This window comes from Aquihabitans sp. McL0605 (assembly GCF_049993875.1).
GTDB lineage: Bacteria > Actinomycetota > Acidimicrobiia > Acidimicrobiales > Iamiaceae > Aquihabitans.
This window is the reverse complement of the sequence record NZ_CP188252.1, coordinates 429175-455035: the sequence shown is the minus strand read 5'-3', so window position 1 is coordinate 455035 and position 25861 is coordinate 429175. Positions and strand designations below refer to the sequence as shown.

At 71.5% G+C, this 25861-nt stretch carries 30 protein-coding genes; 21 read left to right on the top strand and 9 right to left on the bottom strand.

Features of this window, described 5'->3' with window-relative positions; all coding sequences use genetic code 11:
• The first annotated feature begins 2 nt into the window (after positions 1-2).
• The 4 genes from ACPPVX_RS02115 to ACPPVX_RS02100 all read left to right on the top strand — a co-directional run bounded on the left by ACPPVX_RS02115 (position 3) and on the right by ACPPVX_RS02100 (position 3222).
• Positions 3-851, top strand: a complete 849-nt coding sequence (locus ACPPVX_RS02115) for a PIG-L family deacetylase (RefSeq protein ID WP_426573232.1) — start codon at positions 3-5, stop codon at positions 849-851.
• A 10-nt stretch (positions 852-861) separates the two neighbouring features.
• Positions 862-1419, top strand: coding sequence for a histidine phosphatase family protein (locus ACPPVX_RS02110; protein WP_426573231.1), 558 nt, complete (start codon positions 862-864; stop codon positions 1417-1419).
• A gap of 52 nt (positions 1420-1471) precedes the next feature.
• Complete coding sequence (locus ACPPVX_RS02105; RefSeq protein ID WP_426573230.1) at positions 1472-2770, top strand: phosphatidylinositol-specific phospholipase C1-like protein; 1299 nt, start codon at positions 1472-1474, stop codon at positions 2768-2770.
• A 62-nt stretch (positions 2771-2832) separates the two neighbouring features.
• A complete protein-coding gene (locus ACPPVX_RS02100; protein WP_426573229.1) occupies positions 2833-3222 on the top strand; it encodes a hypothetical protein in 390 nt (129 codons plus the stop codon).
• A 36-nt stretch (positions 3223-3258) separates the two neighbouring features.
• Here ACPPVX_RS02100 and ACPPVX_RS02095 read toward each other — a convergent pair whose 3' ends face one another.
• The 5 genes from ACPPVX_RS02095 to rpmB all read right to left on the bottom strand — a co-directional run bounded on the left by ACPPVX_RS02095 (position 3259) and on the right by rpmB (position 6957).
• A complete protein-coding gene (locus ACPPVX_RS02095; protein ID WP_426573228.1) occupies positions 3259-3753 on the bottom strand; it encodes an NlpC/P60 family protein in 495 nt (164 codons plus the stop codon).
• A gap of 184 nt (positions 3754-3937) precedes the next feature.
• The gene (locus ACPPVX_RS02090) at positions 3938-4174 is read right to left on the bottom strand and encodes an Lrp/AsnC family transcriptional regulator (RefSeq protein WP_426573227.1); all 237 of its coding nucleotides are present in this window, start codon (positions 4172-4174) and stop codon (positions 3938-3940) included.
• Positions 4175-4446: 272 nt separating this feature from the next.
• Entirely contained in the window at positions 4447-6243 is a 1797-nt protein-coding gene (locus tag ACPPVX_RS02085) for a phosphoenolpyruvate carboxykinase (GTP) (RefSeq protein WP_426573226.1), read from the bottom strand.
• A gap of 42 nt (positions 6244-6285) precedes the next feature.
• The gene (locus ACPPVX_RS02080) at positions 6286-6525 is read right to left on the bottom strand and encodes a hypothetical protein (protein WP_426573225.1); all 240 of its coding nucleotides are present in this window, start codon (positions 6523-6525) and stop codon (positions 6286-6288) included.
• 219 nt (positions 6526-6744) lie between these two features.
• On the bottom strand, positions 6745-6957 hold the full coding sequence (gene rpmB, locus ACPPVX_RS02075; RefSeq protein ID WP_426573224.1) for a 50S ribosomal protein L28: 213 nt from the start codon (positions 6955-6957) through the stop codon (positions 6745-6747).
• 151 nt (positions 6958-7108) lie between these two features.
• Here rpmB and ACPPVX_RS02070 point away from each other — a divergent pair, with 151 nt between their 5' ends.
• The 4 genes from ACPPVX_RS02070 (at position 7109) to ACPPVX_RS02055 (ending at position 13113) form a co-directional block, all read left to right on the top strand.
• Positions 7109-8779: a DAK2 domain-containing protein gene (locus ACPPVX_RS02070; protein WP_426573223.1), complete on the top strand. Its 1671-nt coding sequence runs from the start codon at positions 7109-7111 to the stop codon at positions 8777-8779.
• A 7-nt stretch (positions 8780-8786) separates the two neighbouring features.
• A complete protein-coding gene (locus tag ACPPVX_RS02065) occupies positions 8787-10178 on the top strand; it encodes a hypothetical protein (RefSeq protein ID WP_426573222.1) in 1392 nt (463 codons plus the stop codon).
• Positions 10179-10189: 11 nt separating this feature from the next.
• Positions 10190-12412, top strand: coding sequence for an ATP-dependent DNA helicase RecG (gene recG, locus ACPPVX_RS02060; RefSeq protein WP_426573221.1), 2223 nt, complete (start codon positions 10190-10192; stop codon positions 12410-12412).
• Between the two features lie 86 nt (positions 12413-12498).
• The gene (locus tag ACPPVX_RS02055; protein WP_426573220.1) at positions 12499-13113 is read left to right on the top strand and encodes a hypothetical protein; all 615 of its coding nucleotides are present in this window, start codon (positions 12499-12501) and stop codon (positions 13111-13113) included.
• A 30-nt stretch (positions 13114-13143) separates the two neighbouring features.
• Here the strand turns inward: ACPPVX_RS02055 and ACPPVX_RS02050 are convergent, their stop codons facing one another.
• Positions 13144-14040: an LLM class flavin-dependent oxidoreductase gene (locus tag ACPPVX_RS02050; RefSeq protein ID WP_426573219.1), complete on the bottom strand. Its 897-nt coding sequence runs from the start codon at positions 14038-14040 to the stop codon at positions 13144-13146.
• Positions 14041-14106: 66 nt separating this feature from the next.
• Here ACPPVX_RS02050 and ACPPVX_RS02045 point away from each other — a divergent pair, with 66 nt between their 5' ends.
• Complete coding sequence (locus tag ACPPVX_RS02045; RefSeq protein WP_426573218.1) at positions 14107-14502, top strand: PPOX class F420-dependent oxidoreductase; 396 nt, start codon at positions 14107-14109, stop codon at positions 14500-14502.
• Between the two features lie 15 nt (positions 14503-14517).
• Positions 14518-14688 carry a DUF1272 domain-containing protein gene (locus ACPPVX_RS02040; protein ID WP_426574976.1) on the top strand — a complete coding sequence of 57 codons (171 nt, stop codon included), beginning with the start codon at positions 14518-14520 and terminating at the stop codon, positions 14686-14688.
• A 6-nt stretch (positions 14689-14694) separates the two neighbouring features.
• Here the strand turns inward: ACPPVX_RS02040 and ACPPVX_RS02035 are convergent, their stop codons facing one another.
• Both ACPPVX_RS02035 and ACPPVX_RS02030 read right to left on the bottom strand, forming a co-directional pair.
• A complete protein-coding gene (locus ACPPVX_RS02035) occupies positions 14695-14943 on the bottom strand; it encodes a hypothetical protein (protein ID WP_426573217.1) in 249 nt (82 codons plus the stop codon).
• A complete protein-coding gene (locus tag ACPPVX_RS02030; protein ID WP_426573216.1) occupies positions 14940-15695 on the bottom strand; it encodes a crotonase/enoyl-CoA hydratase family protein in 756 nt (251 codons plus the stop codon). Before ACPPVX_RS02030 ends, ACPPVX_RS02035 begins: the two co-directional genes overlap by 4 nt.
• Positions 15696-15905: 210 nt before the next feature.
• Here ACPPVX_RS02030 and ACPPVX_RS02025 point away from each other — a divergent pair, with 210 nt between their 5' ends.
• The 7 genes from ACPPVX_RS02025 (at position 15906) to plsX (ending at position 20495) form a co-directional block, all read left to right on the top strand.
• On the top strand, positions 15906-16790 hold the full coding sequence (locus tag ACPPVX_RS02025; protein ID WP_426573215.1) for an SDR family oxidoreductase: 885 nt from the start codon (positions 15906-15908) through the stop codon (positions 16788-16790).
• Between the two features lie 74 nt (positions 16791-16864).
• A complete protein-coding gene (gene rsmD, locus ACPPVX_RS02020; RefSeq protein WP_426573214.1) occupies positions 16865-17401 on the top strand; it encodes a 16S rRNA (guanine(966)-N(2))-methyltransferase RsmD in 537 nt (178 codons plus the stop codon).
• Complete coding sequence (gene coaD, locus ACPPVX_RS02015) at positions 17398-17877, top strand: pantetheine-phosphate adenylyltransferase (protein ID WP_426573213.1); 480 nt, start codon at positions 17398-17400, stop codon at positions 17875-17877. Before rsmD ends, coaD begins: the two co-directional genes overlap by 4 nt.
• Before the next feature lie 70 nt (positions 17878-17947).
• Positions 17948-18556: a hypothetical protein gene (locus tag ACPPVX_RS02010; RefSeq protein WP_426573212.1), complete on the top strand. Its 609-nt coding sequence runs from the start codon at positions 17948-17950 to the stop codon at positions 18554-18556.
• Complete coding sequence (locus tag ACPPVX_RS02005) at positions 18553-19110, top strand: YceD family protein (protein ID WP_426573211.1); 558 nt, start codon at positions 18553-18555, stop codon at positions 19108-19110. Before ACPPVX_RS02010 ends, ACPPVX_RS02005 begins: the two co-directional genes overlap by 4 nt.
• A gap of 174 nt (positions 19111-19284) precedes the next feature.
• Positions 19285-19464, top strand: a complete 180-nt coding sequence (gene rpmF / locus ACPPVX_RS02000) for a 50S ribosomal protein L32 (RefSeq protein WP_426573210.1) — start codon at positions 19285-19287, stop codon at positions 19462-19464.
• A 23-nt stretch (positions 19465-19487) separates the two neighbouring features.
• Positions 19488-20495: a phosphate acyltransferase PlsX gene (gene plsX / locus ACPPVX_RS01995; RefSeq protein ID WP_426573209.1), complete on the top strand. Its 1008-nt coding sequence runs from the start codon at positions 19488-19490 to the stop codon at positions 20493-20495.
• A gap of 54 nt (positions 20496-20549) precedes the next feature.
• Here the strand turns inward: plsX and ACPPVX_RS01990 are convergent, their stop codons facing one another.
• The gene (locus tag ACPPVX_RS01990) at positions 20550-22397 is read right to left on the bottom strand and encodes a patatin-like phospholipase family protein (RefSeq protein ID WP_426573208.1); all 1848 of its coding nucleotides are present in this window, start codon (positions 22395-22397) and stop codon (positions 20550-20552) included.
• Between ACPPVX_RS01990 and ACPPVX_RS01985 the strand changes: the two genes are divergently transcribed.
• The 4 genes from ACPPVX_RS01985 (at position 22384) to ACPPVX_RS01970 (ending at position 25832) form a co-directional block, all read left to right on the top strand.
• Positions 22384-22845 (top strand): acyl carrier protein, encoded by a 462-nt coding sequence (locus ACPPVX_RS01985; RefSeq protein WP_426573207.1) that lies wholly within the window; start codon positions 22384-22386, stop codon positions 22843-22845. The genes ACPPVX_RS01990 and ACPPVX_RS01985 overlap by 14 nt on opposite strands.
• Before the next feature lie 71 nt (positions 22846-22916).
• On the top strand, positions 22917-23657 hold the full coding sequence (rnc, locus tag ACPPVX_RS01980) for a ribonuclease III (protein ID WP_426573206.1): 741 nt from the start codon (positions 22917-22919) through the stop codon (positions 23655-23657).
• Complete coding sequence (locus ACPPVX_RS01975; RefSeq protein ID WP_426573205.1) at positions 23650-24489, top strand: Fpg/Nei family DNA glycosylase; 840 nt, start codon at positions 23650-23652, stop codon at positions 24487-24489. The genes rnc and ACPPVX_RS01975 overlap by 8 nt, the downstream gene beginning before the upstream one ends.
• A gap of 305 nt (positions 24490-24794) precedes the next feature.
• Entirely contained in the window at positions 24795-25832 is a 1038-nt protein-coding gene (locus ACPPVX_RS01970; protein ID WP_426573204.1) for a hypothetical protein, read from the top strand.
• Positions 25833-25861: the final 29 nt, after the last annotated feature.

Genomic DNA, 25861 nt, shown 5'->3' with positions numbered 1-25861 from the left:
GGATGGGAACCATCGTCAGCTTCCACGCCCACCCCGACGACGAGTCGATCGCCAGCGGCGGCACGCTCGCCCTGGCGGCCGCGGCCGGTCACCGGACCGTGCTCGTCTTCGGCACCCGGGGTGAGCTGGGCGAACCGGTGCCCGGCGTGCTGGCCGAAGGCGAGCAGCTGACCCTGCGCCGCACGGCCGAGGTGTTCAAGTCGGCTGAGGTGCTGGGCGTGTCGAGGGTGGAGTTCCTCGGCTGGACCGACTCGGGGATGATGGGCGAGCCCACCAACGATGTCCCGTGGTGCTTCTGGCAGGCCGACGTCGAGCAGGCCGCCCGGCGCCTGGCCACCATCCTCGAGGAGGAGGCCCCCGACGTCCTCACGATCTACGACGACAACGGCGGCTACGGCCACCCCGACCACATCCAGGTCCACCGGGTCGGCATGAGGGCGGCCGAGCTGTGCGAGGTGCCCGTGGTGGCGCAGGGCACGATGAACCGAGACCTGATCCAGCGGGCCTGGGCCATGGCCGAGGAGATGGGCGTGGAGGTGCCCGAACCGCCCGACAGCGAGACCCCGCCCGAGGGCCTCACGGCCGAGGAGGGCGTGACGGCGGCGGTCACCTTCGGCAAGGCCGAAGCAGACCTCACGCACTGGGTCGACTCGTCGTCGGTCACGAAGCAGAAGCGGGCCTCGATGCTGTCGCACGCCAGCCAGATCGGCCCCGACCACTTCATGGCGGCGATGCCCGACGAGATCTTCACGTTCGTGTTCGGACCCGAGTGGTACATCGTCGAGGAGCGGCACCAGGGCGAGCCGCCGGCGATCTTCACCGAGCTGTTCCAGCCCAAGCCGGCTGCGTAGGCGCCCTCCGGTGCCCCGCCTCCACCTGGTGCGCCACGGTCACGCCGCGGCGGGCTGGGACGAGGAGCGCGATCCCGGCCTCGACCTGCTCGGTGCCCGCCAGGCCGACGCGGTCGGCCTGGCGCTCCAGCAGGAGCTGAGCCCCCGCCCGATCGTGAGCTCGCCCCTGCGGCGGGCCGTCGAGACCGCCGGGCCGCTGGCGGCGCGCTGGAACCGCCCGGCCGCCATCGACGGGGCGTTCGGGGAGATCCCGTCGCCCACCGAAGACCTCGCCCTGCGCCAGAGGTGGCTCCGGTCGGCGCTCGCCGGCCGCTGGGACCAGCTCGACGAGGCGGTCGAGGCGTGGCGCCGAACGCTCCTCGCGGCGGTCCGCACGGTCGAGCACGACCTCGTGGTGTTCACCCACTTCGTCGCCATCAACGCGGTGGTGTCGGAGGCCACGGGCGACCCGGCCGTCACCACGTTCCTCCCGGCCAACGCATCGGTCACGGTGGTCGACGTGGCTCCGGGCGACGGCGCGATCTCCTTGGTGCAGCGGGGGAGCGAGGCGGCAACCGAGGTGGGTTGACCCAGGCACTAACGTCCACCTCCGGTTCACTTGTTTGTGGGGGAGCGTTCACATGGGTCATCGTCGCTACATCGCCGTCGCCGCGGCCACGGCCGCCCTGGCCGCCGGCGTGCTGGTCCTGGGCTCGCCCGTGAGCTCCCGGCCCACCGCCCCTGCGGCGCCCGCCGCCCTCGATGACGACGTGCACCTGAACCAGATCCAGGTGGTCGGCAGCCACAACTCGTACAAGAAGATGGTCTCGCCGGCCGAGGATGCGCTGCGCCGCTCGGTGATCAGCGACGCCGCCGACCTCATGGAGTACCAGCACGAACCGCTGGGCACCCAGTTCCAGAACCGCAAGGTGCGCCAGGTCGAGATCGACGTGTACCTCGACACCACGGGCGGCCGCTACGCCGATCCGTTGCTGCGCAACGTGGCAGGCGTGGGCCCGTACGACCCGGCGATGAACCAGCCGGGCATCAAGGTCCTGCACATCCAAGACGTCGACTACGCCACCACGTGCCTCACCTTCAAGGACTGCCTCACGCAGATGAAGACGTGGAGCGACGCCAACCAGAGCCACGTGCCGATCGCCGTGCTCGTCGAGCTCAAGGACGACCCGCTCGACTTCCCCGGCTTCACCTTCGTGGCGCCCGAGAAGTGGACCGCCGCCAACATCGGCTCGATCGACGACGAGATCAACTCGGTGATGGACCCGAGCGACCTCATCACCCCCGACGACGTCCGTGGCAGCCACACCACCCTCGACGAGGCGGTCACCACCGACGGGTGGCCCACGCTCGGCGCCAGCCGCGGCAAGTTCCTGTTCCTCATGGACAACAAGGGCGGCTACCGCACGAACTACCTCGACGGCCATCCCAACCTCGAGGGCCGCGACCTGTTCACCAACGCCGATCCGGGCGACCCCGACGCCGCCTTCGTGGAGCGCAACGACTCCAGCGACCCGAGCATCCCGGGGCTCGTCACCGATGGCTACGTGGTCCGCACCCGGGCCGACGGCGACACCAAGGAGGCCCGGGCCAACGACACCGGGCCCCGCGACGCGGCCCTCGCCAGCGGCGCCCAGTGGGTGAGCACCGACTACGAGGGCCCCGGCATGGCGGTGGGCTTCACCAGCCCGTACCACGTCGAGATCCCGGGCGGCACCGTGGCCCGCTGCAACCCGGTCAACGGCCCCCAGGGCTGCGACTCGGCGCTGCTCGACACCATCTACACCCCGCTCGCGCCGCCGCCCCCGTACTCCACCTCCACCACCGCGCCGGCCACCACCAGCACCACCATCGTCAGCGACGAGCCCGATGCGGCTCCCGGTGCCGTGCCGGTGGGCGGCTCTGCCAGCTACACCGGCTGATCGCGCCATGACGGCGGCCCGCCGGTTGGGTGCCGCCGCGCCGCGTGCGCGAGCGTGACGGCGTGCTCGTCCTGGCTGTCAACGCGCTCGTGCGCGACGTCCACGGCTGGTGGGCCTGGGTGGTCATCGTGGCCAACGCCCTGGTCGGGGTCTGGGCCCTGCTCGCCCACAAGCAGGAGCGGTTCCGCGTGCCGGCCCTCTGGTGGGCCACCGCCGCGGCCGAGGTGGCGATCTTCGTCCAGGTGATCCTGGGCGTGATCCTGGTCCAGGGCCGCAAGGACGCCCAGGACGCCCTCGGCTTCCACCTGCTCTACGGCTTCTCGGCCGCCTTCTCGGTGGCGATCATCTACAGCTACCGCAACCAGCTCGGCGACAAGAAGTACCTGCTGTACGGGCTCGGCGGCCTGTTCATCATGGGCCTGTGCCTGCGGGCCGTCGCCACCTTGCCCTGAGCGCGCCTCGGCGGCGTGCCCGACGCGATCAGCGGCCTACGTGGTGGGGACGTCGACCCGCCCGTAGCCCACGAGGTGACCGGTCCACCACGTGGCCAGATCGTCTTCGCTGGCGGGCACACCGGGCTTGTGGGCCTGGATGATCTTGCCGTTGCCCGCGTACAGGGCGACGTGGCTGATGGCACCCTTGGGGCCGGCGCTGCTGTAGAAGACCAGGTCTCCCGGCAGGAGCTGGGCCTTGGTGATGCGGGTGGTGCCGGCGTACTGGGCCGCCGACGTGCGGGGGAGCACGACGCCGGCGTGGTGGTGCCACGAGTAGTAGGTGAGGCCCGAGCAGTCGAAGCCACCCTCGGCTCGCGTCTCGCCACCGGTCTTGTACGGCTGCCCGATCAGGCTCCGTGCGTCGGCGACCACCTGGGCTCGGGTGGTCGTGGCGGCATCGGTCTGGGTCACCGGCATGCAGGCGGTGACCGAAGCGGCGCCGGCGAGCACGAGAGCGACGAGGGCGAGCGAGGCGAAGCGGGTCTTCACGAGGAGGCGGGATCCTGGGAGGGCGGCAGAAGCGTCAGGTCTCGATCGACCTCATGACGGTTGATACGAGGAACCGTAACCAAACCGCAACACTCTGACAAGTCGCCTCAGGAACCTCGGGGGAGCCGGGGCACCCGCGAACCGGACCCACTCGCCGTGCGCGGGACCGCGGTGAGACCGAAGCTCAGAGGTTGACGACCGGCATCGTCGTCGTCTTGGTGATGCCCTCGAGCATCTGGACGCGGCTGACCACCAGGCGGCCGAGCTCGTCCATCGACGGGGCCTCCACGCGGACCACCACGTCGTAGGGGCCGGTGACGTCGTCGGCGGCGACCACCCCCGGGATCAAGCGGACCTCGGTGGCCACCGAGGCGGCCTTGCCGACCTCGGTCTGGATCAGGATGTACGCCGAGACGGCCATGGCTTCCTCCAACGCGGTGCCGAGAGGATCGACCCTACCCGGGGGTGGTGACCGGGATCAGGGGAGGGCGAAGGCGGCGGCGCCGAGCTCGGGATCGGTCCCGCGCCCCTCGACCGCCAGGCCGGCGGCGAGCGCGGCCCACTCGGAGCACGGGTCGAGGCGCCGGGTGATCCGACCAGCCCGACGGACCCCCGGACGCGAAGGTGCCCGCCCCGGAGGGCGGGCACCTTCGGTGTCAGGAAGCCGCGGCGGCAGGAGGCGCCGCGACCCGATCAGTTGGCCAGGCGCTTCTCGAGCTCGCGCAGCTCGTCGGCCAGCTCGGCGGGGAGGTGCTCGCCGATGAAGGCGAAGTGCTCCTCGATCAGCGGGATCTCACCCCGCCACGCCTCGTTGTCGACCTTGAGCAGCTCGGCGAGCAGCTCGGGCGACATGCCGAGGCCGGTGGTGTCGATGCCGTCGGGCAGCGGGACCCGACCGATGGCGGTGTCGACCGCCTCGGCCTCGCCCGACACGCGCTCCAGGACCCACTTGAGGACCCGGCTGTTCTCGCCGAACCCGGGCCACAGGAACGAGCCGTCCTCGCCCTTGCGGAACCAGTTGACCCAGAAGAGCTTGGGCAGCTTGTCGGCGTCGGTGGCCTTGCCGATGTCGAGCCAGTGCTGCATGTAGTCGCCGGCGTTGTAGCCCATGAAGGGGAGCATGGCGAAGGGGTCGAACCGGACCTCGCCGATGGTGCCGGCGGCGGCGGCGGTCTTCTCGGAGCTCATGATGGAGCCGAGGAACGTGCCGTGCTGCCAATCGAAGGCCTCGGTGACGAGCGGGACGTTGGTGGCGCGGCGGCCGCCGAAGAGGATGGCCGAGATCGGCACGCCGGCCGGGTCCTCCCACTTGGGGTCGATCGACGGGCACTGCTCGGCCGGGGCCGTGAAGCGGGCGTTGGGGTGGGCGGCGGGGGAGCCCGACTCCGGCGTCCAGTCCTTGCCCTTCCAGTCGACGAGGTGGGCGGGGGTCTCGGGGGTCATGCCCTCCCACCACACGTCGCCGTCGTCGGTCTTGGCGACGTTGGTGAAGATCGAGTTGGCGTGCAGCGAGGCGATGGCGTTGGGGTTGGTGTCGTCGCCGGTGCCGGGAGCGACGCCGAAGAACCCGGCCTCGGGGTTGATGGCGTACAGGCGGCCGTCGTCGCCGAACTTCATCCAGGCGATGTCGTCGCCGATGGTCTCGCACGTCCAGCCCGGGAGGGTGGGGATGAGCATGGCCATGTTGGTCTTGCCGCAGGCGGACGGGAAGGCGCCGGCCACGTACTTCTTCTCACCCGCGGGGTTGGTGATGCCCACGATGAGCATGTGCTCGGCCATCCAGCCCTGGTCGCGGGCCATGGTGGAGGCGATGCGCAGGGCGAAGCACTTCTTGCCGAGGAGGGCGTTGCCGCCGTAGCCCGAGCCGTAGCTCCAGATCTCGTTGCTCTCGGGGAAGTGCGAGATGTACTTGTTGTCGGCGTCGCACGGCCACGGCACGTCGGCCTTGCCGTCGGTGAGGGGGTAGCCCACGGAGTGGAGGCACTTGACCCAGTCGCCGTCGGCGCCGAGCACGTCGAGGGCGCCCTGGCCCATGCGGGTCATGATGCGCATGCTGACGGCCACGTAGGGGGAGTCGGTGAGCTGCACGCCGATGTGGGCGATGGGCGAGCCGAGCGGGCCCATGGAGAAGGGGACCACGTACATCGTGCGGCCGGCCATGGCACCCCGGTAGTGGCCGAGCAGCGTGTCCTTCATCTCGCTGGGCTCGCGCCAGTTGTTGGTGGGGCCGGCGTCGACCTCGTCGAGCGAGCAGATGTAGGTGCGGTCCTCGACGCGGGCGACGTCGCCCGGATCCGAGAGCGCCAGGTAGCTGTTGGGCCGCTTGGCGTCGGAGAGACGCTCGAAGGTCCCCCCGTCGACCAAGGCCTGACACAGCGCGTTGTACTCCTCGGCGGAGCCATCGCACCAGTGGACGTCGGTGGGCTGGAAGATCTCCGCCCACTCGTCGACCCACGCCTGGAGCTTCTCGTTGGTGGTGCTGGCAGTCATGATCTCTCCGGTGACCGGGCGGAAGGGCCGCTGGTTGTGGCTTCAGACCTCGGGTGCCGGACCGAAGCCCGGCGTTCCCATGTCGACCTCGGACCCGAGGCGCAGCCCCGTTGCCCGACCGCTGTCGTCCAGGTCGAAGATCACCCGCTGCCCCTGGCGGAGCATGCGGAAGGGGGAGCCGTGCAGCGACCCGGGTGCCAGGTCGTAGTCGGCCAGGTCGGTGTCGCACATGATGATGCCGTCGCCCGTTCCTGGGTCGTACGACTTGATCACTCCTTGCACAACAACGTCCTCCACCTGTGGATGCGGTGGACCGACCCTAGTGGTCGGCGTTCAGCTGACGCACACGCAGACGGCGTATCCGCCATACGTACTTGACATGCTGATCATCGGCGAACCCGATGCGTCAGCAACGAGTCATCGACGATGGTGATGAGGGCGCGCGGCAAGGCGAAGGCGCCGGTCTCCCGGGTGCGGCGAAGGCCGCAGCGCTGGGGTGGATCAGGCGGTGGTCTTGGCCCGCGAGGCCTTGGTGACCTTGCCCGCCTTGAGGCAGCCGGTGCACACGTTGACGCGGCGGATGGTGCCGGGCGCCACGACGGCGCGGACCTGCTGGATGTTCGGGCTCCAGCGCCGCTTGGTGCGGCGGTGGGAGTGGCTCACGCTCATGCCGAACGACGGCTTCTTGCCGCACACTTCACACGTCGAGGCCATCACTGCACTCCAGGGTTCGCTACCGATCGACCCTGATTGGGCCGAGGGACAAATGTACGCGGGACGACCCCCCGTCCACAAGCCGAGCACCCGGCCAGGTCACGTGTCCGCCGTCTGACCACCCTGCGCGCAGTCGGTAGGCTGCGCCGCCATGACCACGCTCGAGCGCCTGGGCGCCGACGATCTCCGCCTCGTCGTCGGCGCGTTCCGTGATGCGCTCAAGGCGCACAAGGAGGGCATCAACCGGCTCAACGTCTACCCCGTCCCCGATGGAGACACGGGCAGCAACATGGCGCTCACCATCGAGTCGGTGGCCGCCGAGCTCGACGAGACCGACGGCGACCTGGGCATCGTCTGCAAGGCCATCGGCCACGGTGCCCTCATGGGCGCCCGCGGCAACAGCGGCGTCATCCTCTCCCAGATCCTCCGCGGCCTCACCCAGACCCTGGCCGCCGCACCCGACGAGCAGGTCGACGGGCCGCTGCTCGCCGAGGCGCTCGACGTCGCCGCCAAGGGCGCCTACGAGGCGGTGGGCAACCCGGTCGAGGGCACCATCCTCACCGTGATCCGCGTGGCGGCCGAGGGCGCCACCGCGGTGGCCCAGTCGGGCAGCTCCCTGGTCGACGTGCTCGACGCCGCCCGCACCTCGGGCTACGAGGCGCTCGCCAACACCCCCGAGCAGCTCGAGGTCCTGAAGGCAGCGGGTGTGGTCGACGCCGGCGGCACCGGCCTGATGCTGCTGATCGACGCGTTCCTGCTGGTGGTCGACGGCCGGGAGCTCCCGGCCGCCTCCGTCACCGAGGCCGTGGCCGACGCCGGCCACCTCGATGAGCTCCAGCTCATCGCCCACGGCGGCGAGGGCCACGAGGGCGGCGGCATCGCCGACCTCCGCTACGAGGTCATGTACCTGCTCGAGGCGCCCGACGCCGCCATCGCGGCCTTCAAGGACGTGTGGGCCGGCATCGGCGACTCCATCGTGGTCGTGGGCGGCGACGGGCTGTTCAACTGCCACATCCACACCGACGACATCGGCCCGGCCATCGAAGCCGCCATCGAGATCGGCAAGCCCTCCAAGATCCGGGTCACCGACCTGCTCGAAGAGGTCGAGGAGGAGCGCTGGGTCCGAGACGCCGAGGCGCACCCCGAGCCCGAGCCCGACGCCACGCCCGTCACCACCGCCGTGGTCGCCATCGCCACGGGCGAGGGCATCAAGCGCATCTTCCACTCGCTCGGCGCACGCGTGCTCACGGGCGGCCAGTCGATGAACCCGTCCACGGCCCAGATCCTCGAGGCTGTCGAGGCGGCGCCGGCCGACCACGTGGTGATCCTGCCCAACAACAAGAACATCATCGCCGTGGCCGAGCAGGTCGACGCCACCACGTCGAAGACCGTGCGGGTGGTGGGCACCAAGGGCATCCCCGAGGGGTTCGCCGCCCTGATGGCCTACGACCCCGATGCCGACATCGGCGACAACGCCGCCGACATGGCCACCGCGGCGGCCAACGTGCTCGCCGGCGAGGTCACCCAGGCGGTCCGAGACTCGTCGTGCGACGTCGGCCCGATCGCCGAAGGAGACTTCCTCGGCATCGCCCGAGACGGCATCTGCGCCGTGGCGCCCTCGGTGGCCGATGCCACGATCGGACTGCTCGAGCACCTCCTCACCGAGGACCACGAGATCGTCACCCTGATCACCGGCGAGGGCTCCTCCGACGCCGAGACGCGCAAGGTGCTGCTCTGGTTGGCGGAGCACCACGACGCCGTCGAGGCCGAGACCCACCACGGCGGCCAGCCCCTCTACCCCTACTTCCTCGGCATCGAATAGCGGCTCCGTGGCCGGCGACCTCGAGGCGGACCTCGTCGACGATCCCCGTGAGGAACCGGCTCCGTCGGCGCCGCCCACGCTGCGGGCGCTGGCCCGTTCGTGGCGCTGGGCGCCGTGGCTCGTGGGGGTCCTCGTCGCCTTGCGCCTCCTGGCCGTCGCCGGGATGCGGCTGTACCTCTACTTCGACTCGGGTGAGTACGACCGCATCGACTTCAGCGGCAACTGGCGCCGGCCGTGGGCCACGCCGTACCTGTACTGGCTGATCCCGGGGACCAACCGATCCATCGTCATCGCCCAGGCCCTGATCGGCGCGGTGTGCTGGGCGGTCCTCGCCCTGGCGGCGGCGGCCTGGTTCCGCACCGCGATCGGGCGCCTGGCCGTGGCCGCGGCCATTGGTGGCATCGGCTGCACCACCATCATCACCAACTGGGACGCCGCCAAGCTGTCCGAGTCGCTCGGCATCTCGCTCACGGTCCTGCTGATCGCGGCCTGGCTCAACTTCGTCCGCAAACCCGATCGCGCCACCGCGGTGCTGGTCGCGCTCGCCACCTTCCCGTGGCTGTTCGTCCGCCAGAGCCTCATCTCGGCGGCGTGGCTGATCGTGCTGGTCGTCGGGATCGCCGCGCTCGTGGCGTGGCAGCGGGGCCATGGCGCCAAGGTGCTGGCCGGTCTCTGCCTGGCCCTCGCGCTCGAGACCGGCGTGGCGTCGGTGACCTACACGCACAACCAGGAGATCGTGCAGGAGAACCTGCGGGTGATCGTGTCGAACCGGGTGGCCACCGATCCGGGCCGCCTGGCGTGGTTCAAGGCCCACGGCATGCCCGTGCCCTCGTCGGGCGCGATGGATCCGCAGTCGCTCCAGAACGACACGGCGTTCTCGCACTGGGCGGCCCACGAGGGCCGCGGCACGTACCTGCGCTACCTGGTCACCCACCCCTGGTACACGGCCACCGCGCCGTTGCCCGACTTCGCCGGCGTCCGGCGCCCCTCGGTCGATGCCGCGGCGGCCGCGCCGCAGAACTCGATGCTCGCGCCCACCGACGTCTACGCCACCTCCCGGCCCGTGCTGCCCACGGTGGTCGAGCTGGCCCTGTTCGGGCCGGGCGACACCGGCGCGGTGATCGCCGGCCTGGTGGTGGTCCTGGCGTGGAGCCTGGCCCGCCGGGACCGGCGCGGGCAGTCGTGGATCGTCCCGCTCGTCCTGATCGTGATCTCGTTCGCGTCGCTCTACACGGGATGGCACGGCGCCACGCCCGAGCTGCCGCGCCTCGGGCTGCTCGGCGCCATCGGGATCCGCATCGCGCTCGTGGTGCAGCTGGCCCTGCTGATCGAGGGCGAGGTGGTGGCCTGGCGGCCGTCGCTCGCTGGCCCCGTCGGCGATCCGGCGGTCACCTCCTAACCTCGCTGGGGATGAGCGATGGGCCGATCACGTACGCCGAGCTGGCCGGCTACCCGCTCACGGTGATCAAGGCCCTGCACGGCAGCCCGAAGAAGGTGACCGCGCTCGAGAAGGTCGGTGTCGGCGACGTGCTCGACCTGGTGACCTACTACCCCCGCCGCCACGTCGACCGCTCGCGCGAGGTCGCCATCCGCGACCTCGTACCGGGCGACGAGGCCATGGTGGTCGCCACCGTCCGCAACGCCACCCAGCACCGGCCCCAGCGCCGCGGCCGAGGGCGCCCGCTCAACCGCGACGAGTTCGACGTCACCGACGCATCAGGCGGTCGCCTCCGCATCACGTTCTTCAACACGTGGGGCATCGACGCCAAGCTGCCCGTCGGCACCGAGGCGGTGTTCTTCGGCAAGGTCGACACGTTCAACGGCCGGCCGCAGATGACCAACCCCGTGGTCGACGTCATCGGCGGCGAGCAGACCGGTCGGATCATCTCGCTGTACCCGCAGCACCTGGTGTCGATCCCGGGTCAGAAGGCGAAGATCAAGCTCGAGTCCGACGACTTCTCCAAGTGGGTCCACGTAGCGCTGGGCAAGACCGGGGCGCGCGGCCTGGCGGAGCCGCTGCCCGAACCGGTGCGCAAGCGGCTGGGCCTGATCGAGCGCGGCCAGGCGCTCTGGGGCTACCACCGGCCCGACGCGTGGGCCGACATCGCCACCGCTCGCAAGCGCCTCGTGTTCGACGAGCTCCTGCGGGTGCAGCTGGCGCTGGTCCTGCGGAAGCGGTCGCTGGAGCGAACCGCCAAGGGCATGGTCCACGACGCCTCCGGCGAGCTGGTGCGGCGCTTCCACGGCGCCCTCCCGTATCCATTGACCGGAGCCCAAGAGCGGGTGATCGCCGAGATCACCACCGACCTCACCGGGCCCCACCCCATGCACCGCCTGCTCCAGGGCGACGTGGGCTCGGGCAAGACGGTGGTGGCCGTCTCGGCCCTCCTCGTCGCCGTGCAAGGCGGCCACCAAGGCGCCCTGATGGCGCCCACCGAGGTCCTGGCCGAGCAGCACTTCACCGGCATCAAGGCCCTGCTGGCCGACCTGACCGTCCCGGGCGATCCCGACCCCGACTCCCTGTTCGCCGGTCAAGCCGAGGACCGGCCGCTGCGGGTCGAGCTGCTCACCAACAAGGTCACCGCTGCCAACCGCCGCAAGCTCGCCGAGGGGCTGATCGACGGGAGCGTCGACCTCCTGATCGGCACCCACGCCCTGATCGAGGACGCGGTCGCGTTCCGCTCCCTCGGCGTGGTGGTCATCGACGAGCAGCACCGCTTCGGCGTCGAGCAGCGCGCCGCGCTCCGCCAGAAGGGAGCCGACGGCGCCACACCCGACGTGCTGGTCATGACGGCCACCCCGATCCCGCGCACCGCGGCCATGACCGTCTACGGCGACCTCGACGTGTCGATCCTCGACGAGATGCCCCCGGGGCGCACCCCGATCGTCACCACCTGGGTCAAGACCGATCCCGAGGGCGACGACCCCGAGGCCGAGGCGCCGGTGTGGGACCACGTGCGGGCCGAGGTGGCGGCCGGACGCCAGGCCTACGTGGTGTGCCCGCTCGTCGAGGGCTCCGACAAGCTCGAGGTGGCGTCGGCCGAGGAGACCATGGAGCGGTTGCTCGGCGGCGAGCTCCACGACCTGTCGCTCGGGCTGCTGCACGGCCGCATGGCCAGCGCCGACAAGGAGGCCACCATGGACGCCTTCCGCGCCGGGCGGACGCAGGTGCTGGTGGCCACCACCGTGATCGAGGTCGGCGTCGACGTCCCCAACGCCACGGTGATGGTGATCCTCGATGCCGATCGCTTCGGCATCGCCCAGCTCCACCAGCTGCGCGGTCGCGTCGGCCGAGGCGCCCACGCATCGCACTGCTGGCTCGTCGGGCCCGGCACCACACCCGACGGCCAGGCCCGGCTGGAGGCGATGGTCCGCACCACCGACGGGTTCGAGCTGGCCGAGGTCGACCTGGACCTGCGCGGCGAGGGCACGCTGATGGGGGAGCGGCAGAAGGGCCGCAACGACCTCAAGCTGGCCTCGCTGCGCCGCGACCGCGAGTGGGTGGAGAAGGCCCGGGAGGTGGCGTTCGAGCTGATCGACGCCGATCCCGACCTCTCCCACAGCGACGTCTTGGCCGGCGAGGTCGCCCTCTTCCTCGGCGACGACGAAGCCGACTTCCTCCTCAAGTCCTGAGGGCATCTGCGGGCGCGGGGCGGCGGCGCCCGTTGCGTAGGGTGGGCGGCGATGTGACCCACGGCGGGTCGGCGGAGGAGATGCTGATGGAACGCTCGCGGAACCGATGGTGGGCCCTGCTCATGGTCGCCCTGGTCGTGCTCACCGGGTGCGGCGCCTCGGGCGGTGACGCCAGCGCCCCCGCCACCTCAGCGTCAGGTGGGTCCACCACCACGGCGCCCGAGCGGACCGGGGCCACCACCACCACGGTGGCTGGTAGCAGCACCACGACGGTCGATCGGAGCAGCGACGGCGAGCGCTACCTCGAGCTGGTCAAGCCACCGAACTGTGCGCTCGCACAGTTCACTGAGGCCGAGGCCTCCCTGCCGCCCGACGCCACGGTCGCCGACGCGATGGCACTGCTGCAGGAGTCGGCGGGTCGGGTGGCCGACATCTACGACACCTTCGCCGCCGGGCTCGAGAAGGGGCCCTGGGCCGCCGACGTCCAGCCCGCGATCGATCGGGTCACGGCCCTGGCGCGGGAGCAGGCGCGCATCTTCCGGACGCTCGCCGATGCCCGCACCACCACCGCGTTCCGTGCCGGCTTCGACGACCTCCGCACCGTCATCGACGAGGACCAGTCAGTCGACGCCCTGCGCGCCGAGCTCGGGCTCGGCCCGAGGGTGCACGTGGACCTCGCCACCTGCACCGCTTCCGCCTGAGCGGAGCGGCGCCGCCCGGCCGGTTGCGGATCAGCGGAAGGCGGGGGCGACCTCGGTGATGACCTGGTCGATGGCCTCCTTGGCGGCGGCACCGGTGCCCAGGGTGAAGCTCGGGATGATCAGCTCGTCGAGCCCGGCTTCGGCCCACTGGCCGATCGTGTCGATGAGCTGCTGGCTGGTGCCGCCGATCGCCGGGCGGATGGCCGCGAAGTCCTCGGCGGTGGCGAGCCCGTCGTCGCCGAGGAACACCACGGCCTGGGTGGAGCGGAGGAGGCTGGCCGGGTCTCGGTCGATCTCGGCGAGCGCCCGGTCGTAGCCGACGCGCTTCTCGGCCCACAGCGCCGGCGTGCTCCAGGTGTTCCACTCGTCGGCGTACTTCGCCACGATCGCGGCCATGCGGCGCTGCCCGCTCGACCCGATCAGCAACGGCATGGGACCGACGGGCTTGGGCTCCATCGGCGCGTCGGTGAGCTGGTAGTGGTCGCCGGGCACGTCGGCACGCGTCTGGTCGCGCAGGGCCAGGATCACCTGGCACGCCTCCTCGAACCAGTCGATGCGCTCGGTGACCGTGCCGAGGGGGATGCCGTAGCGATCGTGCTCGTTCTGCTGCCAGCCGGCTCCGATGCCCAGCACGAGGCGACCGTCCGCGATGTGGTCGATGGTGGCCGCCTGGTTGGCCAGCACGGCCGGGTGGCGGTAGGTGTTGCCGGCCACGAGCGACCCGAGCCGCACTCGCGGCACAACGGGCGCCAGCGCGGCGAGCAGCGAGAAGCACTCGTGCATCGGCTGGTCGAGCGCGTTGTCGTCGTTGGGCATGAAGTGGTCGGCGACCCAGAGGCCGTCCCACCCGGTGGCCTCGGCGTGGACGGCCAGGTCGAGGATCTCCGACCAGGTGGGCTGCGTCGAGATCCAGAAGCTGAAGCGCATGGCCGAAGGCTACGGCCTGCCGGGGACCGGTCGGCGATGAGATCGCGCGCCGATAGCGTCGCCGCCATGACGCTCGATGCAGACCTCAAGACCATCGCCACCGGCAAGAACTTCGCCGCCCTCACCACCCTGATGGCCGATGGTCAGCCCCAGACCCAGATCATGTGGGTCCACGCCGACGACGAGCACCTCCTCATCAACACCGAGCTCCACCGCCAGAAGTACAAGAACACCCAGCGCGACCCCCGGGTCACCGTCACCGTGTTCGATGGCGCCAACCCCTACCGGTACGTCGAGGCGCGCGGCCGGGTCGTCGGCACCGTCGGTGGCGACGCGGCTCGCACCAGCATCGACGAGCTGGCCCAGAAGTACATGGGCGTCGACGACTACCCCAACGCGATCCAGAGCGAGCGCGTGGTCCTCGAGATCGCCGTCGACAAGATCCACAAGAACGGGTACTGACGCGTGGCGCTCGAGATGCGCCCGGTGTGCGAGCGCTGCGACGCGCCCCTCGCGCCCGACAGCCTGGCGGCGCGGATCTGCTCCTACGAGTGCACCTTCTGCGCCACCTGCGCCGACGGCGACCTGGCCGGCTCGTGCCCCAACTGCGGTGGGGAGCTGCTCACCCGGCCCCGCCGGAAGGGCTGACCACCGCTACCACTCGGGGCCGTGGTCGTCCTCGGGATCGTCGCCCGGGACGATGAGGTCCCAGCGGTCGAGGCAGTCCTCGCAGCGGTAGCTCACCAGATCACCGGGCCAGAACCGGCCGGTCTCGTCGGGGCGCGTCATCAGGTGCGCGGTGCTCCCGCAGTCGACGCACACGATGGTGGTCGACACGAGTGGAGCGCCGGACGAGTCGACCGGGCCCTCATCGTGGTCGTCGTCGGCGCGGTGGTCGCTCACCGGTCGCCCTCGCTGCGGCGCCTCGCCTGGTTGGCCTGGAACTGGGCGACGCCGGCGGCGAAGTCGGGATCGAAGATCACGGCCCGGCCGTGGCGGTCCTCGTTGGCCAGCGCGTCCTCGAACGTGAGGCCGTAGCTCTCGTAGGCGGAGAGGCGGTCGTGCACCACCGCGGGCCAGGGCGACGAGGCGATCAGCTCGGCCATCTCGACCGCGGCGTCGAGCGCAGTCCCGGCGGAGACGAGGCGCTGGACGAACCCGATGCGCTCGGCCTCGACCGCATCGAACCCCCGGCCGGTGAGCATGAGGTCCATCGCCCGGCCGAGGCCGACGATGCGGGGGAGGCGGATGGTGCCGCCGTCGATCAGCGGCACGCCCCACCGGCGCTCGAGGCAGCCGAACTTCGCCGTGGCGCCGGCGACGCGGATGTCGCACCACGCGGCCAGCTCGACGCCGCCGGCCACGCACCACCCTTCGATCGCGGCGATGACGGGCTTCGACAGGGCCAGCCGGGTGGGGCCCATCGGCCCGCTGTCGCGGAGCCGGGGCAGGTCGGTGAGGTCGGCGCCGGCGCAGAACGCGGCGTCGTCGCCCGTGAGGATGGCCACCTTGGCGGACGGGTCGGCGTCGAACGCCAGGAACTCGCGGTGGAGCCGTTCGGCCGTCTCCGTGTTGACCGCGTTGCGCCGCTCCGATCGGTCGATCCTGACGATGCGCACCGCGTCGGAGGGCGTGGGGGAGGAGGTCTCGGTCACCCGACCGACGGTACCCGTCCCACCCCCCACCCGGCCCGGTGAGCCCCGCCGCCCGAACATCGAGCCCCACCACCTGACCTTCGCAGGCGAGAGGGTCGTGGGGTGCACGAGCCCCACGAGGCTGACCGGGCAGCCACGCCGGGGTTCGACCTGTGGACGGTGGAGAGTGGGTTGGGGGCGAGCCAGGGTGCGGATGCGAGACTGCCGGCCATGGGTGCCACGCAGCGCGAAGACCTCACGGATCAGGTGATCATCGTCACCGGGGCCAACTCCGGCCTCGGTCTGGAGACGGCTGTCGCCTTGGCCGCGATGGGCGCCACCGTCGTGATGACGGCCCGCAGCCAAGCCAAGGGCGAGGCGGCGAGGGCCGAGGTCATCGAGCGCTCGGGCCGCGATCGCGTCGTGCTGGGCATGCTCGACCTCGGCTCGTTCGAGTCGATCCGGGCGTTCGCCGCGTGGTTCCTCGACGAGTACGACCGCCTCGACGTGCTGGTCAACAACGCCGGCGGGATGGTGAACAACCGCCAGGAGACCTCCGACGGCTTCGAGCTGATGTTCGGCGTCAACCACCTCGGCCACTTCCTCCTCACCGACCTGCTGCGCGAGCGGTTGGTGGCGAGCGCACCGTCGCGGGTCGTGGTCCTCTCGTCGTTCGCGCACCGGATGGCCGTGACGGGCCTCGACCGCACCGACCTCCAGTCCGAGCGCGAGTTCCGCAGCTTCCCGACGTACGGGCGGTCGAAGCTGGCGAACGCGCAGTTCACCCTGGAGCTGGCGCACCAGCTCGAGGGCACCGGGGTCACGGTCAACTGCGTCCACCCCGGGAGCATCCGCAGCGGGTTCGCCGGCGACGGCGACACCGGCACCATGGGCTGGCTGATCGCCACCTTCGGGCGGTTCGTGATGCGCTCACCGAAGGGTGGCGCCAAGACCCAGGTGCTCATGGCCAGCTCGACCAAGCCGCGCATCGTCGGCGCCACCGGCGGCTACTGGTCCCACGGCCGGCGCTGGCCGGCGTCGAAGCACGGGCGCAGCCGCGAGGAGGCCCGCTGGCTCTGGGAGGAGAGCGCACGGCTGGTGGCGGAGGTCCCGTGAGCGGCGCTCGACGCCCATCGCCTCGTCCCCGACGCACCGCCGCCCGACCGCTTCCGGTCAAGGGTGCGCTGCGGGTGGTGGCGGGCTCGGCCGGCGGCCGCCGCATCGACGTGCCGCCCGGCACCACCACCAGGCCCACCTCCGATCGGGTCCGCGAGGCGCTGTTCAACGCGCTCGACAGCCTGGACGTGGTCGAAGACCGCCAGGTGCTCGACGGGTTCGCCGGCAGCGGGGCGCTGGGCATCGAGGCGCTGTCGCGGGGTGCCGCCCACGCCACGTTCGTCGACACCGATCCCGTGGCCGTCCGGGTGGTGGAGGCCAACCTCGGGTCGCTGGGGCTGGACCGTCGGGCCACCGTGCTCACCCGCGCCCTCGATCGGGCGCTGGCCGTCGGCGGCTCGTTCGACCTGGTGCTGCTCGACCCTCCGTACGCCTACGACGAGTGGGACGACCTGTTCGAGCTGCTGGCCCCGACCCTGAGCCCGGACGCCGTCGTGGTGGTCGAATCCGACCGCGAGATCCCCCTCCCACCGGGGCTCGCTGGCATCAGGAGCAAGACCTACGGCGGTACGGTGGTGCAGTTCGCCTCCCCCTCCGGAGCTCCTTCGTGACCCGAGTCCTGTATCCGGGATCCTTCGATCCCATCCACAACGGACACCTCGAGCTGATCGAGGTGGCGTCGCGGTTGTTCGACTCGGTCGTGGTGGCCACCATCGGCAACCCGCAGAAGCCCACCGGGCTCTTCACGATGGACGATCGCGAGCAGATGATCGTCGAGTCGGTGAGCCACCTGCCCAACGTCGAGGTCACCATCTACTCCAACCTCGTGGTCAACCTGGCCAAGGAGGTGGGGGCCGACTTCTTGGTGAAGGGCCTCCGCGCCGTCTCCGACTTCGAGTCGGAGCTGCAGCAGTCGCAGATGAACCTCGCCATCTCCGGCGTCCACACCGTCTTCATCCCCTCGGCCACCGAGCACTCGTTCGTGGCCTCGAAGTGGATCCGCGAGATCTCCCGGTTCGGAGGCGACATCAGCTCGATGGTGCCGGCGCCCGTCGCCAAACGCCTCTCCCAGATGTTCGACCAATGACCGTCGCCCCACCGCCTGTGCCCGGTGCCGGTCCGTCCACCCCCGTCGTGGACCACAAGGAGCCCTCCCCATGAGCTACGAAGATCGCCCCTACGACGCCGACGAGCCGGCGGATCCCGCGCCCGCGCCCGAGCCGTCTCGCCGCCGCGGTCGCCAGGTGGACGCCGAGGAGCTGCTGCGCCGGGTCTCCGACCTGATCGGCGCCGCCCGTCCCATGCCGCTGTCGGCCTCGGCGATGATCAACAAGGAGGAGGTGCTCGAGCTGCTCGACGAGGCGATCGGGCGCCTGCCCGACGAGCTCCGCGAGGCCCGCTGGCTGCGCAAGGAGCGCGAGGAGTACCTGTCCAAGATGCGGGCCGACGGCGATGAGATCACCGCTGCCGCCCGGGCCCGCGCCGAGCAGATGGTCCAGCGCACCGAGGTGGTCAAGGCCGCCGAGCACCGCGCCCGCCGCATCCTCGACGGCGCCGAGGCCGAAGCCCGCCGGCTGCGCCTGGAGTGCGAGGACTTCTGCGACCAGAAGCTGGCCAGCTTCGAGATCGTGCTCGAGCGCACGCTGAAGCTGGTGGCCTCGGGCCGCGAGAAGCTCCAGTCCACCAACCTGGCCCGGGCCGAGGAAGTGCCCGAGCCCGAGCCGGAGCCGGTCGACGAGGGCTTCTTCGACCAAGACCGCGGATGAGCTCGTCGTCTCCAGCCGAGGGGCACCCGCCCACGGTGATGATCTCGGTCACCGAGATCCGGCGCCGGCCGGGCAGCCGCATGCCCGTCGAGCGCACGCTCGTCGCCGACGGCCTCGGCCTCTCCGACGTCTCGGTCCCCGACGGCTCGCCCATCGCGTTCGCCGGTGAGCTGGAGTCGATCCACGAGGGCGTGGTGCTCACGGGCGCCGCCGAGGTGCCGTGGGTGGGGGCGTGCCGGCGCTGCTTGAAGGAGCTCCACGGCGTGGCCCGCATCGACATCCGCGAGGTCTACGAGACCAAGCCCACCGATGGCGAGACCTGGCCGCTCGACCACGACCAGGTCGATCTCGGCCCGCTGCTGCACGACATCGCCCTGCTGGCGCTCCCGCTGGCGCCGCTGTGCACCGACGACTGCATGGGCCCTGCTCCCGAGGCCTTCCCGGCCCGGGTCGAGGGCGAGGCCGCCGCCGACGACGACCCCGGCGCCGGCGAGGGTGACGAGGGTCCGGCCAAGGACCCCCGCTGGGCCGCCCTCGACGACCTCGAGCTCTGACGCCACCACCCTCTGGCTCACGAACTCCTCGTGCTGTTGGTGGCAGCACCACCACGATCACGAGCGCTCGCACGGGGTGGGCGCTTTCGACCGGGCCCGACCTCGGCCGCTACCATCTACCCCTCGCGTCCGGCGCATCGCAGCGCCCCCGATCACGACCTCAGGACCACGACGATGGCTGTCCCCAAGAAGAAGACCTCCAAGTCCAAGAGCCGGAGCCGCAAGGCCTCCGCCTGGACGCTCGATGCGCCGTCGCGCAGCGTCTGCCCCCGGTGCGGCTCGGCCAAGCTCCCCCACGTGGTGTGCGGGAACTGCGGCTGGTACCACGGCCGCCAGGCCATCGAGGTCGACTGACCCACCTCGGGCCGGCACCGAACATGACAGCTGCTGAGCGCCTTCCCGTCGCGATCGACGCGATGGGAGGTGACAAGGCCCCCTCGGAGATCGTCGCCGGCGCCATCCGCGCCCGCGACGAGCTCGGCGTTCCCGTCGTGCTGGTGGGCCGTCCCGACGAGCTCACCGACACCGACGGCATCGATGTCATCCCGGCGTCCGAGGTGATCGCCATGGACGCCGATCCGGGCAAGAGCGTCCGCACCATGAAGGACTCCTCGCTGGTGCGCGCCGCCGAAGCCGTCCGCGACGGCAAGGCCTGCGCCATGGTCTCCGCCGGCAACACCGGCGCCACCATGGCCTCGGCCCTCCTGCGGATGAAGCGCATCCCGGGCGTGTTCCGCCCGGCCATCGCCACGCCCATCCCGTGCCCCGGCGCCGACCTGCCCACGGTCCTGCTCGACGCCGGCGCCAACGCCGAGTGCTCGGCCGACTGGCTGGTGCAGTTCGCCCAGATGGGCGCCACGTTCGCCCGCCACCGCTACGGCATCGAGTCGCCCCGGGTGGGCCTGCTGTCGATCGGCGAGGAGCCCACCAAGGGCAGCCCGCTGGTCAAGGAGACCCACAAGCTCCTGGCCGAGGGCTCGTGGACCGCGTCCTGCGGCGGCACCTTCATCGGCAACGTGGAGGGGCGCGACATCATGTCGTCCGACGTCGACGTGGTGGTCACCGACGGCTTCACCGGCAACGTCGTGCTGAAGACGCTCGAGGGCGGCATGCGCTCGCTCGTGAACGCCATCTTGGGCACCTTCAACACGAACGACGAGACCAAGGCTGCGGGCGACGTGCTGTTCCCGGCGCTGCTGCCGCTGTACGCCCAGCTCGATCCCAACAACACGGGCGGGGCCATGCTGCTGGGCACCAACGGCGTGTGCATCATCAGCCACGGCTCCTCGAACGACACGGCCATCGTGAACGCCGTGAAGGTCGCCACCGAGATGGTCGACGCCGGTCTGGTCGACGCCCTCGCCCAGACCATCCGCCCCGCCTGACCCGGCTCCGCCCGTGACGGGCGGAACATCACGGCCCGTACGCCGACGTGCTGATCAGCTCTGGTCGGTGGCGTCCCGACGATCGGGAACCGGGAGCGGATCGACGCGAGCGGCGTGGGGTGCATCGAGCCAGGCGACGAGCGATGGGGGCAGGGGCGCGCCCAGGTCCTGGCGGGCCTGCACCAGCCGCCGCAGGCGAGCGGTCAGCACCAGGCGCTCCCGCTCGGTCTCCACGGCCGGGTCGATCGCCTCCTCGGGCTCGTCCCCGTCGAGGTCGGTGAGGCCGAACGACGCGTGCGGCGCATCGTCCTCGTCCAGCTCCACCGGGATCGGCGCGAGCTCGTCGGGACGCTTGGCCCCGCCCTCGGTGAGCAGGACCGGACTGCTGCGGCCCGCCGCATCGCCGCCGAACAAGGTGGTCAGGGCGCCGTCGAGGCGCCGGAGGCCGATCCGGACCTCGGTGAGCTCGCGGGTGAGCTGCTGGGCTTCGTGCGGGAGCTCCAGCAGCACGTCGGCCCCCCGCAGCCAGCCGTGATCGATGGAGATGGCGATGAGTGCCGGGTCGATCGTCATCGAGTCGTGGACATCGAACTCCGGCACGATGACCCGCACCGTCTCGGCCCAGCCGCCCGGAGGGTTCAGCTCCTTGCGGAGGGTCTCGTCGGGGCCGATCTCGGCGCTGACCCGGCGGAGGATGTCGATCAGGTTCCGCTCGGCGAACGAGCCCATCCGCTCGACGCCGACGGAGCTGGCCGAGATGGCGATCACCCGCTCGACCTCGAGGTGGTGCACGAGGACCTCGATGGGGAGGATCTCGCGGGCCCCGCCATCGACGTAGTGCTCCTCGCCCAGCCGCACCGGCGGGAACGCCAGCGGGATCGAGGCCGAGGCCAAGACGCCGGCCATCAGGGGCACGTCGTCGAGGTCGGTGGGCCGGTCGTCGCGGTCGTGGATCGCGCCGGTCTCGGTGATGTAGCGCAGCTCGCCGGCTTCGAGGCTGACCGCGCCGACCCGCAGCGAGATGCCCGAGGCGGCGACCAGGTCCGCATCGAGCTCGCGCTGGAGGAGGTCGGAGACGGGAGCCAGCGACAGGAGCGACTGAGCGGTCAGCGCCTCCCGCACGGCGTCGAACGCACCGTCGGTCTCGGGCGGTCGGCGCACCAGGCCCCCCACCACGCGCACGGCCATGCGCACCGCGTTGGTGCCGCTCGTGCCGTCGCCCAGGTGGCCGCGCATCGATGTCGCCCACGACGCCGAGGCCTGGAGCCGGGTGAGCCAGGGCTCGGGCTCCCACATGTCGTCGGTGGTGCGCAGCGACCGCCAGAGCCGATCGACCTCGTCGACGGCCCGGAGCCCTCCCGGCCGGTCGCCCTCGGCGAGCTTGGCCGCGTTCAGCCCGCCGGCCGAGTTGCCCGCCACCGCCACCGGGGCGACGGCGGCGTGGTCGTAGAGGAAGCGCAGCACGCCGGCTTCGAAGCTGCCGAGGGATCCGCCCCCGCTGATGGCGATCCCGACCCGGCGGCCGCCGAGGTCGGCGCGGAGCACCTCGAGCGCGTCGAGCGCGTGGTCGTCCCAGGTGGCCTCGAGGTCGCCGGGGGAGGGGGCGCCGTCGGGGACGCGCAGCGCCGGACCGTCTAGGAAGCGCTCGGCCCGCTCGATGGCCAGCTCCCGAGGGGTGGGGCGGTCGTCCTCGACCTCTTCGTCGGCATCGGCCCGATCCGGATCGGCCGGCGGGGACGGCTCGGGCGGTGGGCCATCGTCGCTGCCCGCCGGCTCGGTGGGCTCGGTGGGCTCGGTGGGCTCGGCGGGGTCGGTGGGGTCGGTGGACCTGCCGAGGCGTCTCCAACCCTTTCGGCGGCTTTCTGCGCCTGGCTCGTCGTGTGGGTGGGTGTCGTCGGTCATCGTGTTCCGGCCGCTGGGCGTCTGGGTGGTGAGTTCAGGGTGTCCATCATGCGTCACCTGCGGTTTCGGTGCACCCTGGGGCGTTCACGAGCGCACAAAGTTCGCCACCCGCTACAGTCGCATCGCCCCATCGACCGATCAGGAGTGCGCCGTGCCCGCCGAGACCCATGTGGAACAGTCCCCGATGAGCCGTCAGGACGTCTTCGAGCTCGTGCGAGATCGCCTCGCCGACATCTTGGAGACCGATCCGAGCGGCATCAAGGAAGGCGATTCGTTCGCCGACGACCTTGGGGCCGATTCCCTGGCGTTGATCGAGCTCGTCGAAGAGCTCGAGGAAGAGCTGGGCGAGCGCTCGGTCGGGTTCCGCATCGAAGACGAAGACCTCGAGGACCTGAAGACCGTCCGCGACGCGGTCGACTACGTGTTCGACAAGCTCGGCGGTAGCTAGGCGTGACTGGCGCGCCCGGCGTAGAAGGCGCCGGCGAGGCCGAGCGTCGTTCCGCGCGGGTCGCGCCGGAGGTGCCTGCCCCCACGTTCCATCCCATCTCGCCCGCTGGGCTCGCCGCGTTCTGCGAGCGCCTCGGGCACGGCTTCGTCGACCCCAACCTCCTGGGCCAGGCCCTGACGCACCGGTCGTGGTGCGCCGAGAACGCCGGCTACGAGTCGAACGAGCGCCTCGAGTTCCTGGGCGACGCCGTGCTCGGCATGGTGGTCACCGACGACATCTACGCGCTGCTCCCCGAGGCCGGTGAGGGCCAGCTGTCGCGGGTCCGGGCCGCGGTGGTGTGCGCGCCCGCGCTGGCCGAGATGGCCGTCGAGCTGTCGCTCGGCGAGGTGCTCCTGCTCGGCAAGGGCGAGAACTCCTCCGGCGGGCGCAACCGCCCGTCGATCCTGGCCGACGCCATGGAGGCGGTCATCGGTGCGGTGTACCTCGATGGCGGGATCGCAGCCGCAGGCGAGCTCGTCGCTCGCCTGGTGGCGCCCCGCCTGGCCACGGCCGGCGCGCCCGACCACAAGAGCCGCCTGCACGAGCTGGCGGCCAGCGAGCCGAACCGATCGGTGGAGTTCCGCATCACGGAGCACGGGCCCGAGCACGACAAGACCTTCGAAGCGGTCGTCGTGTTCGACGGCGTGCTGATGGGCGTCGGCGTCGGAAGATCGAAGAAGCAGGCGGAGCAAGCCGCAGCCAAGGAGACCTGGCAGCGGCTCGACCACGAACACGGGGACATCCCCGCACGAGAGGAAGCAACCCATGGCTGAACAGCCGGAGCTCGAGACCCTTCGCCGGGACCTGGACCGCGACATCGGTGGCAAGCGGATCAAGACCGTCGAGGTCCCCGGTTCCGGGGCCATCCCTCGCCACACCAACAAGAAGCAGTTCACCACCCTCCTCGAGGGGGCCAAGGTGACCGGCGTCGTCCGCCGGGACCTGCTCCTCGTGACCAAGCTCGACACCGGCGACGCGCTGGTCATCGACATCCAGAACGGCGGCCAGCTCCGCCGGCAGGCGGCCAAGGAGGCGGTCGACAAGCGCACGAAGGTGTCCATCACCTTCACCCAGGGCGGCCAGCTCCGGGCGCTCGACGACACCGGCAACCTCGAGCTGTTCGTGGTGCCGTTCGACCAGCTGGCCGAAGCCGTGCCCGAGCTCGCCGAGCTCGGGGTCGACATCCTCGATGAGCCCGTCTCCTGGACCGTGTTCGGCGAGCGCATGCTCCGCCACCGCGACACCAAGCTGCGTGCCCTCCTGTTGAACCGCACGGTCATCGCGGGCATCGGTCCGGTGTACGCCGACGAGATCCTCCACCAGTCGGGCCTCCGTCCCGACCGCGAGGTGTCGTCGCTGTCCACGCAGGAGATCCGCCGCTTCTACCGTGCTGTCGTCGAGACGCTCCACGAGGCCGCCAAGCACCGCGGCGTCACCACCTCCGACGGCCAGTACGCCGATCTCGCCGGCAAGCCCGGCGGTTGGACCAACGAGCTCCAGGTCTTCGAGCGCGACGGCAAGGCGTGCCGCCGGTGCCGGGGTGTGGTCTCGAAGGTCCGCATGGGCGGCAAGACCGTGTACCTGTGCGAGGACTGCCAGGTCTGAGGCCGGTCGGGGCTCGCGGCGGTCGGCAGCAGCCGGCCGCTTGGTCCGGCGCGTCCGCGCCACCGTCATCACGCTGCGAGAGCATGCGCTGACGGAGCGTGCCGTGCCACGAAATACCCTGAACGAACTCACGCTCCGAGTCGAAAGCTGAGCTAAGGTCACGCACCGTGGCAAGCGGCAGCAGGCAGGGGACCGGTGGCTCGGAGGGATCCGAGCCGACCGGGGCAACTGAACCGATCACGCTGACCGACCCCGACGGGGCGGTCACCCGGGTCGCGCCATGGTCGTCGTGGACCCGCGAACAGGTGCGGGCCCCCGGCGGCGAGCCCGCCCTCGTCACCCGTCTCGACCAGGGGCAGCTGTGGTTCTCGGCCGGGCGCCGGCGCAGCCCGTGGCGCCACGAGGTCCACGTCGGCCCCGCCATCGTGTCGACGCCTCGGGGTCGCTTCCAGGCGGTGGCCGAGCCCGACGGCGGCGCCACCATCGCCTGCCTCGCCGGGCGCACGCGCGTCGTCGCCGGCCTGCGCGAGCCGGTGCTGCTCGGTCCGGACCAGAGCGCGGCCGTCTCCAGCGACGGCCGCACCCTCGTGGTGATGGACCGGACCTCGGGCGCCGAGGTGCCCGAGCCCGATGTGATCGACCTGACCGACGGGGCCGAGGCCGATGACGCCGAGGCGCCGCCTCTGGCGGTGGCCGCCGCCGCCGCCACCTCCGCGGCCACCGCCGCAGCGGCGGGCACCGTCGGCACCGGTGGGCACCTGACCACTCTGCCGGGCTTCGAGCGCGGCGGTCACGCCCCGCCTCCACCGCCGTCCGAGACCACGCCGGCCCGTGCGCCTCGCGGTCCCGCCCGGCTGGGCTGGATCCCCGAGCTCGTTGCCGTCCTCGCCCTCTTGGGCCTGCTCGTCGCCGGCGTGTGGGTGTTCACGCGCCCCGACGACAAACCCGAGATCTCGTCGTCGCCCCCTGTCACGGTGCCCATCGAGTCGACCACGGCGGCTCCCACCACCACGGCGCCGCCCACCACCACGACGACGGCCGCGCCCACCACCACCCAGCCGCCGCGCCAGGCCACCGGGGCCGTCGGCGCCGGCGAGCTGACCACCTGCCGGCGCGCCGAGGGCGGCGTGCTGGCCACCGTCACGGTCACCAACCGGTCGGGGCCGGCCAGCACGTTCCACGTGTCGGCGGCGCTCGTCGATCCCGATGGGGTCGAGTTCGCCCGGGCCGCGGCCGACACCGCGCTGGTGCCGCCCGGGGGCACCGGGACGGCCAAGGTCCTCGTCCCCGCGCAAGGGGTCGTCCAGGGCTCCTGCGAGCTGCTCGACGTCACCTCGGGCTGATCGGCGTCCAGCCCGCCCCGATCACCGGC